This window comes from Thauera sp. DNT-1, from assembly GCF_055393985.1.
Genome location: NZ_AP043752.1, coordinates 1,113,890 through 1,126,292, shown reverse-complemented (window position 1 = coordinate 1,126,292; position 12,403 = coordinate 1,113,890). Strand labels below are relative to the sequence as shown.

The following is a 12,403-nucleotide window of genomic DNA, read 5'->3' as shown; positions in this document are numbered from 1 at the left end:
TGATTCCGCACCCGCTCTGCTGGATGCCGTGATCCGCGGCGCCGGATTGCGCCGCCGAGGTCTCGGCCGCTACCCCGGGGAGCGCCGTGATACAGAGCGCCGCCAGCAGTGCGGCACCCGCCCGCATCGCATGGTGCAGCGGACCGGCTGGCGGCTGCAGGCATGCGGACGAGCTGCGCATCGGTTGCCGCCGCGCCGGAGTGGTCCGGCGGTACAAGGCCGCGGGGGCATCGCATGACAGCGTGGGGGCAGCGTTCAGCACTCGGGTTCCTCCTCCGCGTCCTCGGCGTCCTCGGCGTCCTCCGCGTCCTCGGTTTCGTCGCCGCTGTCGGTTCCCGGCCCCGGCTCACCGTCGGATCCGCTGCCGTCGCCAGCCGGCGTACCGTCTTCCCCGGTCGGGTCCGCCGCCTCGGGTGCAGTGTCCGCAGTCGCAGGTTCGGGCGTGCACAGAGGGGCCGTGGGGGTGCAGCCGGGCAGGGGCGTCGAATCGGCGGCTGGGGGGGTGGCGCTTCCCGCCGTACGGGGCCGCATCGCCTCGTTCTCGATCGCGTCGGACTGCATGCGCAGCGTGACCTGGCTCACCATCGGGATGCGGCCGGCCTCCACCAGGCCGCGGCGGAAGGCGTCGTCGTCGTCCGGATCGAGTATGCGCAGGGCCCAGGTGAAGAATCGTCCGGCGAGGGGAACCTGCTTGGCCGGCGGCAGCCCCCAGGTGACGCGCAGCTTGAGCAGGTTGGCGTCGGCGAGTGTCTGGCCCGAGCGGTTGCTTGCCGGATCGGCGTTGCAGTTCGCGCGGTCCGCCGGGCAGCCGAGCACGCCCGGCTGCGCGGACGGAATCACCCGCGCCGTGGTCTGCAGGCGGCGCGCGGCCGCCAGGCTGTGGTAGTCGTCGAAGCTCTCGCGGGTGGGGGAGACGATCTCGATGCGCAGGGCGGCAGCGAGATCGATCTGTGCCGCGGCGAAGGCGTCGGCGAGCTCGGCCAGGTTGCGACCGCCGCCGTAATAGGGGGTCATCGCGCGCGCGAAGGCCAGGCGCATGCTCGCCAGTCCGGCGTTGGCGATGCTTCCGGCGCGCGCGGCCTCGAAGCTGGCGTAATTGACGATGCTGCGGGCATGGAAGGCGAGCCCGGTCTGCAGCATCGCCAGTGTGAGCGCGAGCAGGGCCGGGGCGACGATGACGAACTCGGCCGCGCCGGCGCCCCGCTGGCGGTGGCGCCAAGGCCGTGGAAGAAGCCGTGGAAGAGGCCGCCGCGCCGGCGGCAGCGGATGGGCGGGATTCATCATGCGCGCACTACCACCGACAAGGTGGAAGCCAGCCTGAGATGCGTGCCGGGGACGAGTCCCGCCCGTCTCGCGGCGCCGGCCGCCATCTCGAGCACGGCGGCGGCGCCGCGGCAACGCGCGACACGCCACGGGCCGAGCGCCTCGCGCACCGCGAGAACGACGCCTTGCGGGTCGATGAACACCACGTCGATGGCGAAGCACATGCCGAAGGTGTGGACCGACGAGCATGGACGAAGCAGCAAGGCCTCGTCGTCGGCGAGGTGCGCGCGTCCGAGCAGGCCGCGGGCGCGTTGCAGGAAGCTGCGGGCGACAAGGACGCGCATGCTCACAGCCCCATGGTCATGAACTTCACCGCGATCGGAAAGCCGAGCACGATGAAGGTGCAGGGGAAGATGCAGGCGATCAGTGGGAGCAGCATCTTCACGGGCGCTTCCATCGCCGCCTTCTCGGCGCGGGCGAAGCGCTCCGCGCGGCGTTGCTCGCCCTGCGCGCGCAGCATCGGGCCCAGGCTCATGCCCATGTTCTCGGCCTGAATGACCGTGGAGACCAGGTTCGCGATCGCCGGTTCGCCGATGCGGTCGGCGAAACCGCGCAGCGCGTCGGCGCGCGACTTGCCCGCACGCACGTCGCGCAGCACGCGGTGCAGTTCTTCGCCGAGCGGTCCGGCAGGGCCTTTCGCGGCCGCCTGCTGGAGTGCCCCGGTGAGGTTGAGGCCGGCCTCGACGCACAGGGTGATGAGGTCGAGCACGAAGGGGAGCTGCTTGAGCATCAGCCGGCGTCGGCAGCGGATGCGATCGTCCAGCCAGGACCACGCGATCAGTGTGGCGGCGGTGGCGCCCGCCAGCGCGGGAAGCGCCGGAGGAAGTGCCCATGCGTGGGCACACCCGAGGCCGGCTGCCAGCCCGCACAGCCCGACGGCGACCCGGTGTGCGAGCAGCTGCGCCGGAGAGAGCGTGTAGTCGAGTCCGGCAAGGCGCAGTCGCACGGCCAGCCGTGCCTGCAGCCGCGCCGGCAGCAGCGGTGCGACCAGGTGCGCGATCCAGCGCGTGGGCCACCACAGCAGGCGCAGGAAGCGCGGTGGCGTGTCGAGCCAGGTGCGGTCCTCGGGCCGGACGGCGCTGACGCTGCGGGCCAGCGCGGCGACGATGCCGGCGCTGCCGAGACCGGCGAGCAGGGCCACCGCCGCGATCACCGTGCGTTCGTCGAGCACAAGCAAGTGCGCGGAGCTCATACGTCGATCGCCACGATGCGCCGGATCAGCAGCACGCCGAGCACCTCGAGCGTGGCGATCACCGCCAGCGTCGCCCAGCCGGGCGGCGAGTGCCACAGGAAGCCCATCGCCTCCGGTTCCATGCGGTCGAGCACCAGCAGCAGCGCCAGCGGCAGCATGCCGACCACCACCGCCTGAAGCTTGCCCTGTGCGGTGAGGGCGCCGATCTTGCCTTCCATCGCGAGCTGGCTGCGTACGGTCAGCGCCGCGCGTTCGAGCGCTTCGGCCAGGCTGCCGCCGGTCTCGTTGGCGATCCGCATCGCGGCGATCACGAGGGTCAGCGAGGGCATGCGCACGCGTGCGGCGAGATGGTCGAGCGCCTCGTCGAGCGGAATGCCGAGGCGGTGCTCGCGCAGGGTGAGGTCGAACTCCTGGGCGATCGGCGGGCGCCCTTCGCGGACGAGTTGCTGCAGCGCCACCGTCATCGAAACCCCCGCGCGCAGGCCGCCGGCGATCACCTGCAGCGCGTCGGGCAGCTGCTGTTCGATGAGGTCGAGCCGGCGCCGGCGCAGCAGTCCGAAGGCAAGACGCGGTAGCAGGGCCAGCGCACCCGCGCTGGCGAGTGCGATCAGCACCTCGCCGCTGGCGAGCCAGCTGCCGATGCCGCCGACGGTGACCGCGAGGAGGTTCAGGACGAAGAGTCGCGCCGGGTCCATGAACAGGAAGAGTTCTTCGAGCTGCAGGTGGGCCTCGGCGGTGAAGCGTTCGCGGTAGCGTGCGAGCGCATTGCCCGCGATGCGCATTGCCGACCAGGCGAGCAGGGCGGAGGCGAGGCCGAAGGCGAGCGTGGCCAGCAGCACGGCGGGTGACGAAGCCAGGGCACTCATGAGCGCTTCCGGTCGAACAGGTGCAGGTCGAGCGCGACCCCTTGGCGACGCAGTTCGTCGTAGAAGCCCGGCACGGCATCGCAGCCGGTGAAGTGGCCGCCGCTCGGGTCGGCGGTGGGGGAATCGGCGGTGCGGCGCTCGAAGCGGAAGAGTTCCTGCAGCTGGATGCGTCCGCCCTCCATGCCGGTGAGCTCGGTGATGCTGGTGAGCCGGCGCGCGCCGCAGGCGAAGCGGGTCTGCTGGACGATGATGTCCACCGCGCTGGCGATCTGCTCGCGGATTGCGGCCAGCGGGAGATCCATGCCGGCCATCAGGACGAGCGTCTCGAGGCGGGCGAGCGCATCGCGCGGGCTGTTCGCGTGCAGGGTCGTCATCGAGCCCTCGTGGCCGGTGTTCATCGCCTGCAGCATGTCGAGCGCCTCGCCGCCGCGGCATTCGCCCACCACGATGCGGTCGGGGCGCATGCGCAACGCGTTGCGCACGAGGTCGCGGATGCTGATCGCGCCGCGCCCTTCCAGGTTGGACGGGCGCGCCTCCAGGCTGACCAGGTGGCTGTGGCGCAGGCGCAGCTCGGCGGCGTCCTCGATGGTGATGATGCGTTCGCCGTCGGGGATGAAGTTCGACAGCAGGTTGAGGAAGGTGGTCTTGCCCGAGCCGGTGCCGCCGGAGACCACGATGTTGCGCCGCTGCTCGACGCAGGTGCGCAGGAATGCGGCCATCTCGTGCGAGAGCGAACCCATGCGGACGAGGTCCGCGACCTCGAGCGCCCGACGCGCGAACTTGCGGATGGTGAGCGTCGGGCCCTTGAGGGCGAGCGGCGGGATGATCGCATTGACCCGCGAGCCGTCGCGCAGCCGGGCATCGACCATCGGCGAGGATTCGTCGATGCGGCGGCCGAGCGGCGCGACGATGCGCTCGATGACGCCGAGCACCGCGCGGTCGCTGGTGAAGGTGGTGGGGTGCGGCGCGATGCGGCCGCCACGTTCGACGAAGATCTGGTCGAAGCGATTGACCATGATCTCGCTCACCGACTCGTCGGCGAGTAGGGTCTCGAGCGGTCCGAGGCCGATGGCCTCGTCGAGCACCTCGCTGCACAGCTGTTCGCGGTCGAGCCCGCCTGGAAGCGCGGCCTCGGCGGCGATGATCTCGCGTACGAGCGCGGTGGTCTCGGCGCGCAACTCGTCGTCCGACATGCGGTTGAGATCGCGCCGGCGCAGGTCGATGGTGTCGAGCAGGCGTTCGTGGATGCGTTTGCGCCAGGTGAAATCCGCGTTCGCTTCGGCAGCGGGCGGGTGCGGCTCGTCGGCCGGGCGGACTGGTGGCTCGGATATGGGCGCGGACGCTGCGGCCGGCTTATCTGTTGCTGCGGCCAGGGCGACGGACGAGTCTTCGGGCGGTTTGCGTGCGGTGCGGAAAAACATGCAGGCCTCCGGTCAGTTGCCGCCGTAGAGGGCGTTCCACGCGGGATCCGCGGGCTCGCGCAGCGCCGGCGAGGGTTCGGGCGCAGGGGCGAGGGCCTGCTCGGCACGGCGTTCGAGCAGTTGCGCGCGCGGATCCAGAAGGCCTTCGCCGGGCTCGAGCAGCCAGGGGGTGACGAAGACCACGAGTTCGCTTTCGCGGCTGTTGAACCGGGTGGACCGGAACAGTCGACCGATTACCGGGAGCTCACCCAAATGCGGGAGCGCATTCTCGTCGCTCTGCTGTTCGCGCTGCAGCACCCCGGAGAGCACCAGGGTCTCGCCGTTGCGCAGGTTGAACTCGGTCTCGGTTCGGCGCGAGAGCAGGCCGGGAACGCCCTGGGCGGCGACGCTGCGGTCGAGCGAGCTGACTTCGGTGCGGATGCGCGCGCGGATCGTTCCGGCGGCGTCGGCGACCGGTTCGAGGATGTTGAGGCGGATGCCGTATTCCTTGAACGTCACGCTCGGCGTCCCGGTGGCGGAGGCGACCGGGACGGGGATTTCACCGCCGGCGAGGAAGCTCGCTTCGCCGCGGTTGCGCGCCGAGAGTCGCGGCGAGGCGAGGATGACCGCGTCGCCCTTCTGCGCGAGCAGGTTGAGGCGGCCGAAGAAGCTGCCGACCAGGGCCACGTTGGCGGCGAAGGGCGAGACGCGGTTCGCCTCGATCTCGACCTCGGAGCTCAGTTCGCCGCTGCCGAGCGTGCGCGTCACGGTCGCCCCGGTGCGGTTGTCGTGGTACAGGTCGCCGATCACGCCGATCCCGAGCAGCGGCTTGCCCTGCGTGGTCCAGTCGATGCCGAGGTCGCGCAGGCCGCTGCGGCTGATCTCCACGAAGCGCACGTCGAAGGCGAACATGCGGTCGAGCCCGACGCGGCTGGTGAAGTCGATGAGCTGCGGGAAACGCTTGGCGAGCTCGGTGACCTTGTCGCGTTCGGCGTCGCTCAGGCCCTCGCCCTCGATGACCACGTTGTCGCCGATGGTGCGCGTGCGCAGCCGCGGGACGTCGTGCAGGAAGCCCTGCAGGTCGCGTGCGATGCGGGCGGTGTCGGTCTGGCGGACGGTGATCTTGATGCGCTGGCTGCGGCCCGAGCGGGTCCACACCTGCAGCATGGTGTCGCCCGGGCCGTTGGCGATCAACAGGATCTCGCGGTCGTCGAGCACGGCCGCGGAGAGCACCTTGGCGTCGCCGACGGCGAGGCGCTGCGCGTCGCGCTGCGGCAGCACCCGGGTTTCGCCGGCGAACATCTGGATCTCGTGGACGACCGCGAGCGCTGCGCGCCCAGGTTCCGGCGGCGCGGCGCTTGCGGGCGGAGCGGCGCGGCTCGGGCCGGGCAGGCCCAGGATCAGGATTGCGCACACGAGGGGAGGGAGCGCCCGCCGGCGCGCCGGCGGGGAGATCGGGTCAGTCCGGGTCATGGGCAGGCTCGGCGCGCGGGGTGGGGCGGGTAAGGGGGGACGGGGTGGGGACGAGCGCGGGGTTCTCGATGCCGCCGTAGATGACCGGTACGCCCGCTTCGCGGGCTGGCGGTGCGAGGCCGAGCAGCGCGAGCGCGTCGGTCCGCTGCAGCGGAGCCGTTCTTGTGTCCCGAGGATGGCGGAGCACCGCGGTCAGGCGGGCGAGTGCGCGTGCGGCGACGAGCCGGGTCGCCTCCTCCTCGGAGAGATCCAGGGTCAGGGTGCCGAAGCTTCCACCCAGGAGGTCGCCCGCGCCATCGTCCTCGCCGGGCCGGGTGCGGCTCCCGGTCGCGAGCACGCGTACGCCCTGGAGCAGGGGCAGGGTCAGGTGATGGTGGTCGCGCTGCACGGTCGCGAGCAGGTCGATGCGGTCGCCCGGGCGCAGCAGGCCGGAGAGCGAGCTGGTCTCGTCGACCGGAATCGTGGTGGCGCGCCGACCCGGGGCGAGCTGCGCGGAGAGGGTGGCGGGTCGCCGCTCTTCGAGCTGCGACCACACCAGCGGCTCGCCACCGCGAGCCGGCTGGGCGAGCACCGCACCTGCCGCGCGCTCGAACTGCTCCGGGGTGATCGCGCTCGAGTGCAGCCACTCGACCGGCACTTCGCGCACGGCGACGAGGTCGCGGGTGAGGGGGGTCCCGACCGCGAGGTCCGTCTTGGCGACCACCGCATGGCCCATCTGCCCTTGCTGGCGCAGTTCGATCTCGGTGGCGCGCTCCTCCAGGTAGCGTGCGGCGAGCCACGCGGCGCCAAGGCCGAAGAGGGAGGCGACGGCCAGGATGATGAGGTTGCGGGGGACTCTCTTGAGCATGGGTGGATCACAACGGCAGTGAAATGCTGGCGAGAAAACGCGCGAAGCCGGTGGCCACGGCTTCGGCGAAGAAGACGAGGAGCGGCTTGCCGTCGAAGGCCGGAAGGCCGAAGACGCCGAGCACGATGGCGAGGATGACCAGGTATTCATGCATCGCCTGGCCGCGGAGGCGCCGGATCCGCTTCATCGCCCGCTCCGTGCGCCGTGGTCGATCATCTGCAGCGTCACCGTGGTCCCGCTGCCGTGGCGGACGATGGTCGCGACCGCCTCGCGGCCCCGGGCGCCGAACCACAGCCCCACGCCCTCCAGGCCGGGCCGGGAGACCGGCGCACGACGCTCGAGCGCGAGGCCCTGGGCCGAGAGCTCGCGGACCAGGCGCGCCGCGGCCCAGGAGGGCGAGGATTCGTCATGCCAGACGAGGATGCGTGCATGCCGGCCGGCATCGTTCGTTTCCAGGTCGGTGCTGAGCAGGCTGTCCGCCGGGCGGCCCGGAGCTGGCGAGGATGGCGCCGGATCGCGCGAGAGATCGGACTCGGACAGGGTGCCTTCGGTGCAGGCGGCCGGCGCCGTACGGCATGGACGCAGGCGCAAGGTGCGCAAGGCCGCGCCGTGCTTCCAGGACAGCACTTCCCAGCCGTCGATGCGCGAGCTCAGGGGCGTGCCCTCGACCGCTCCCTCGTAGAAGGCGCGCACGCTGGCTGTCGCGGTTCGCGCCTCGAACCGGCGGATCCGGGTCGGTACGCCATGGACGCGGGCGTTGTCGAGCACCGGCGTGATACGGGCTCCGGCGAGGGGCGGCAAGGGTTCGGGCAGGGCGGCCTCGGCGTGGGAACCGACCAGCAGCGCGAAGGCGATCGACAGGCCTGCGCGCGCGCCGCGACCACGTCCGTCCGGACGAGGCCGGGGATGGAGGGCAGGAGTCGTGTGGCGCGAAGTCGGGAGGCGCGGGGCGGGGTGTGCGGGCATGGTCAGCACCCTTGTTCGAGACGGTCGCAAGGCAGGATCTCGGCGTGCACGCGCCCGACCTCGATCGCCTTGTCGAGCACCAGCGGCGGCAGGAGGCGCCCGACCGTATTCCCGATCAGCGCCAGCGGCCGGATCGGGTAGGCGAGCGGGCCGGCGTCTTCGATGCGGCGGGCGTAGTCGGTCGATCCGGCCGCCGACCAGTTGTGACCGAGCAGGACCTGGTGGCGGCGGATCGACAGTCCGAGGGTGTCGAAGGGGGGCAGGCCGGCAACGTCGCGCGGCGACACGTGGATCGTCCCGGTGTGTTCGGAGCCGGCCGGCAGGTCGAGGCCGTGCGGGCCGGCGAGCAGCGCGGAGGCCGGTGCCGCGTTGGCGTGCGCCGCGAGATCGACCCCGATCCGGCTGGCCGGGTCGGCGAGCAGGTGTTCCCCGCGATGATCGATCCACAAGGGGTTGGCCGGATGCTCCGTCGCGGACGCGTTGCCGGCACCGCTGAGGATCGGCGCTCCGCTTGTGGAGAAGATGCGCTCGCGGACCTGCGCGGCCAGGGCTGCGGCCGTGGGGGGCTGCCGGGCAGGGCCCACGATCGAGGTCTCGAAGGCCACGTAACGTGCCGCCTGCTCGGTCGCATGGGCGAGGTCGAGGTACTTGCCGAGCAGCGGCAGGCTCAGGAAGAGCGGGACCAGGACCAGCGCGAGCACGAGGAACTCGGTTGTCGACTGGCCGCCTTGCGCTGCGCGCGCAGCCGGGAGGAGGGGGTGGCAGGGCTTCATGGCAGCGCCATCCCGTCCTGCCGTCCGGCGGCCCAGGCGCGGTCCGTCGGGGTGACGGCGGCGAGCCTGGCCTGCCAGTAGGGGCTGTACAGACTTGCCCGCTCGGTCTTGTTGTCGCTGCGCGCGGCGGGACGCTCGAAGAACACCTCGGCGCGCGCCATCGCGGCGAGGTGGCCGCCCGGCGCGGTCGCTTCGAATGCACGCAGGTTTCCCTGCGGTTGCACGCTGCCGATGCCCCCCGAACCGCGCAGTCTTTCCCGTGCCTTGGCAACGTGGACGGTCACGCCGGAGCGGTGCTCTGCGGCGGGCGAAAGGTCGCGCAGCTCGCGTGTCTCCGGCAGCCCGCCGAAGTGCGCGGCCCCCGCATCGACGATCGCGGGCTCGGCCCGGTTCAGCGTCGTGATCGGATTGCTCGTGTAGGTGTCGCCGTGATCGCCACGCCGGGCATCGGCACCCTCATCGCCCGTAAAGCCGGCACCGCCCCAGGCGAGCGGCGTGCGACGCCAGCGCCAGCGCCAGCGTTTCATCCGCTGGCCCTGGTGTTCGAGCGTGTCGAGCGCGCGCCATTCGTCGTAACCGATCAGCTCGGTGCCGCCGCGTCGCTTGAGTTCGACCTTGCGTTGCAATGGCGGGAGGTTCAAGCCGCGGATCGACCAGACGCGCTCGCGGGTGAATGCGTCGCGCGAGCGTAGCGTCACGTCGGCGATCCGTTGGCGCGCATCGCCTTGCGCGGAGTCCTTCGCCATCGTGCGGGTGAGATTGCGGAACCCGTGGCTGATCGGGTTGATCGACGCTCGCATTTCGGGATCGATCCGACGCACGAAGTCGTTCGCGAAACCGGCCTGGGCGATGCCCGTGTCCAGGCTCGCGTGCATGACGCGCTGCGAGAGCGAGAGTGCGTTCGCGACCGCGTCGTGGGCGGTGGCGATGGTACCCAGCCCGATATCCAGGCCCTCCACGATCGCCCGCAGCGAACCGCCGCTCCCGACATCCAGATAGGACGTGCCATTGACCCCGGCGAGCAATTGAAGGAGGCGCGGATACTCGCCGGGCTTGTACAGCCAGCTCGCGGCGACCTGGTTCAGGTTCGGAGCGTTTTCGACCGCCGTCTCGAAGTAGTGCATCCACGAGATCAGGCTGATCGCCTGCGCGATCGCGACCTCGTTGGCGACGATCGCTCGATTGGTGTAGGCGTCGTAGTTGAGCGCGCGCGCCTCGAGTGTGGCCACGCTCCAGGCGGTGGCGTCGGCGGCGTTGGTGAGGCGCATCTTTTCGTCGACCACCCTGCCGGTGTTGAACATCAGCAGCAGGACCGCGAGGGTGGCAAAGACGAGGAAGAGACCGAGGACGAGTGCCTGGCCGTGCTGGCGGTCGGCTCGTTGCGGGCGCTGCGCGACGCCGGGACGCGGGGTGGCGGCCATGGCAACCGGTGCGGGCGGTTCGGACAGGCTCAGCGGCCCGCGTTGCCGGTGTAGGTGTCGAGCGTGCGGGCGGTGTTGGCCTCCGTCGCAGCCTTGCCGGCCGCGGTTTGTGCGGCGCTCTTGGCGGTGCCGCCGTCCTTGCCGGCGATCTCCGTGGCGATCGCCGCGGTCTGGTTGCGCACCGTCTGGCCGAAGTACTGATACACGGCGATCGCGGCGACCGCGATCAGGGCCACGATGATGATGTACTCGGTCATGCCCTGACCGCGCTGCCACTGGATCCTTCTGCCTGCCGCCATGATCGATCCTCCGGGTTGATGATGAGCGGATAATGACAAACGGGAATGGTGTCGTCAATATGCAAATAAGATTCTCTGTTCGAGGTCCTCGGGAGGCGTAAACGCAAAAGCCCGCTGCAGGGCATGCAGCGGGCCTCCGGGGACAGCGCGTCCGGTGGATGTGTCAGCGCGCGATCGGCTTGTAGCGGATGCGCTTGGGCTTGGCGCCTTCCTCGCCCAGGCGCTTCTTCTTGTCCTCTTCGTATTCCTGGTAGTTGCCCTCGAAGAAGAACCACTGCGAGTCGCCCTCGGCCGCCAGGATGTGGGTGCAGATGCGGTCGAGGAACCAGCGGTCGTGCGAGATCACCAGCGCGCAGCCGGCGAACTCCAGCAATGCGTCTTCGAGCGCGCGCAGGGTCTCGACGTCGAGGTCGTTGGACGGCTCGTCGAGCAGCAGCACGTTGCCGCCCTGGATCAGGGTCTTGGCGAGGTGCAGCCGCCCGCGCTCGCCGCCCGACAGGTTGCCGACGATCTTCTGCTGGTCGCCGCCCTTGAAGTTGAAGCGGCCGATGTAGGCGCGGCTGGGCATCTCGAAGCGGCCGACCGTGAGCACGTCGGCGCCATCGGAAATGGCGTCGAACACCGTCTTGTCGTTGGCCAGGCCCTCGCGGGTCTGGTCGACCGCGGCGATCTTGACCGTGGCGCCGATCTCGACCGTGCCGGAGTCGGGCTTGTCGCGGCCCTCGATCATCTTGAACAGCGTCGATTTGCCGGCGCCGTTGGGGCCGATGATGCCGACGATGGCGGCGGGCGGGATGGCGAAGCTGACGTTGTCCATCAGCAGCTTGTCGCCGAAGGCCTTGCTGACGCCGTGGAACTCGATGACCTTGTCGCCGAGGCGCTCGCCGGGCGGGATGAAGATCTCCTGGGTCTCGTTGCGGCGCTGGTATTCGACGCTCGCCATCTCCTCGTAGCGGGCCAGGCGGGCCTTCGACTTGGCTTGGCGCGCCTTGGGGTTGGAGCGCGCCCACTCCAGTTCGGTCTTCATCGCCTTCTGGTGGGCGGCCTCCTGCTTGGCCTCCTGCGCGAGGCGGTCGCCCTTCTGCTCCAGCCAGGACGAGTAGTTGCCCTTCCAGGGGATGCCGTGGCCGCGGTCGAGCTCGAGGATCCATTCGGCGGCGTTGTCGAGGAAGTAGCGGTCGTGGGTGACGGCCACCACGGTGCCGGGGAAGCGGGTGAGGAACTGCTCCAGCCACTCGACCGATTCGGCGTCGAGGTGGTTGGTGGGTTCGTCGAGCAGCAGCATGTCGGGCTTGGACAGCAGCAGCTTGCACAGCGCGACGCGGCGCTTCTCGCCGCCGGAGAGCTTGCCGATCACGGCGTCCCAGGGCGGCAGGCGCAGCGCGTCGGCGGCGATCTCCATCTGGGTCTCGACGTCGCTGCCGGCAGTCGACAGGATGTTCTCGTACTTCGCCTGTTCCTCGGCGAGCTTGTCGAAGTCGGCGTCGGGCTCGGCGTAGGCGGCGTAGACCTCTTCCAGCTTCTGGCGCGCCTCCATGATCTCGCCGAGCGCAGCCTCGACCTCTTCCTTCACCGTCTTGGCGGGGTCGAGCTCGGGCTCCTGCGGCAGATAGCCGATGCGCTGGCCGGCGAGCCACTGCACCTCGCCGTCGTATTCCTTGTCCACGCCGGCCATGATGCGCAGCACGGTGGACTTGCCCGAGCCATTGAGGCCGAGCAGGCCGATCTTGGCGCCGGGGAAGAAGGAGAGGGAGATGTCCTTGATGATCTGGCGCTTGGGCGGAACGATCTTGCTCACGCGCAGCATCGACATGACGTATTGGGCCACTGCGGGTACCTCGTT

At 70.5% G+C, this 12,403-nt stretch carries 13 protein-coding genes; all 13 read right to left on the bottom strand.

Translation table 11 applies throughout. From position 1 onward, the window contains the following. Window positions 1-255 precede the first annotated feature (255 nt). On the bottom strand, window positions 256-1,284 hold the full coding sequence (locus ACZ5PP_RS05260; RefSeq protein ID WP_464826835.1) for a TadE/TadG family type IV pilus assembly protein: 1,029 nt from the start codon (window positions 1,282-1,284) through the stop codon (window positions 256-258). Then, window positions 1,281-1,607, bottom strand: a complete 327-nt coding sequence (locus ACZ5PP_RS05255; protein WP_464826834.1) for a DUF192 domain-containing protein — start codon at window positions 1,605-1,607, stop codon at window positions 1,281-1,283. Before ACZ5PP_RS05255 ends, ACZ5PP_RS05260 begins: the two co-directional genes overlap by 4 nt. A 2-nt stretch (window positions 1,608-1,609) precedes the next feature. Then, entirely contained in the window at window positions 1,610-2,515 is a 906-nt protein-coding gene (locus ACZ5PP_RS05250) for a type II secretion system F family protein (protein WP_464826833.1), read from the bottom strand. After that, window positions 2,512-3,381 carry a type II secretion system F family protein gene (locus tag ACZ5PP_RS05245; protein WP_004298704.1) on the bottom strand — a complete coding sequence of 290 codons (870 nt, stop codon included), beginning with the start codon at window positions 3,379-3,381 and terminating at the stop codon, window positions 2,512-2,514. The genes ACZ5PP_RS05250 and ACZ5PP_RS05245 overlap by 4 nt, the downstream gene beginning before the upstream one ends. After that, on the bottom strand, window positions 3,378-4,802 hold the full coding sequence (locus tag ACZ5PP_RS05240) for a CpaF family protein (RefSeq protein WP_043746136.1): 1,425 nt from the start codon (window positions 4,800-4,802) through the stop codon (window positions 3,378-3,380). The genes ACZ5PP_RS05245 and ACZ5PP_RS05240 overlap by 4 nt, the downstream gene beginning before the upstream one ends. Window positions 4,803-4,814: 12 nt before the next feature. Further along, window positions 4,815-6,254, bottom strand: coding sequence for a type II and III secretion system protein family protein (locus ACZ5PP_RS05235; RefSeq protein WP_012585613.1), 1,440 nt, complete (start codon window positions 6,252-6,254; stop codon window positions 4,815-4,817). Further along, entirely contained in the window at window positions 6,241-7,101 is an 861-nt protein-coding gene (cpaB, locus tag ACZ5PP_RS05230; RefSeq protein WP_004298695.1) for a Flp pilus assembly protein CpaB, read from the bottom strand. The genes ACZ5PP_RS05235 and cpaB overlap by 14 nt, the downstream gene beginning before the upstream one ends. A 7-nt stretch (window positions 7,102-7,108) precedes the next feature. Further along, window positions 7,109-7,288, bottom strand: a complete 180-nt coding sequence (locus ACZ5PP_RS05225) for a hypothetical protein (protein ID WP_004298692.1) — start codon at window positions 7,286-7,288, stop codon at window positions 7,109-7,111. Next, the gene (locus ACZ5PP_RS05220; RefSeq protein WP_012585612.1) at window positions 7,285-8,067 is read right to left on the bottom strand and encodes a hypothetical protein; all 783 of its coding nucleotides are present in this window, start codon (window positions 8,065-8,067) and stop codon (window positions 7,285-7,287) included. Before ACZ5PP_RS05220 ends, ACZ5PP_RS05225 begins: the two co-directional genes overlap by 4 nt. Window positions 8,068-8,069: 2 nt before the next feature. After that, window positions 8,070-8,840: a hypothetical protein gene (locus ACZ5PP_RS05215; RefSeq protein ID WP_004298684.1), complete on the bottom strand. Its 771-nt coding sequence runs from the start codon at window positions 8,838-8,840 to the stop codon at window positions 8,070-8,072. Next, window positions 8,837-10,261: a Tad domain-containing protein gene (locus ACZ5PP_RS05210; RefSeq protein ID WP_004298681.1), complete on the bottom strand. Its 1,425-nt coding sequence runs from the start codon at window positions 10,259-10,261 to the stop codon at window positions 8,837-8,839. Before ACZ5PP_RS05210 ends, ACZ5PP_RS05215 begins: the two co-directional genes overlap by 4 nt. Before the next feature lie 29 nt (window positions 10,262-10,290). Continuing rightward, complete coding sequence (locus tag ACZ5PP_RS05205; RefSeq protein ID WP_004298679.1) at window positions 10,291-10,560, bottom strand: hypothetical protein; 270 nt, start codon at window positions 10,558-10,560, stop codon at window positions 10,291-10,293. A gap of 163 nt (window positions 10,561-10,723) precedes the next feature. Next, window positions 10,724-12,388, bottom strand: a complete 1,665-nt coding sequence (gene ettA, locus ACZ5PP_RS05200; protein WP_464826832.1) for an energy-dependent translational throttle protein EttA — start codon at window positions 12,386-12,388, stop codon at window positions 10,724-10,726. Between the last annotated feature and the right edge of the window lie 15 nt (window positions 12,389-12,403).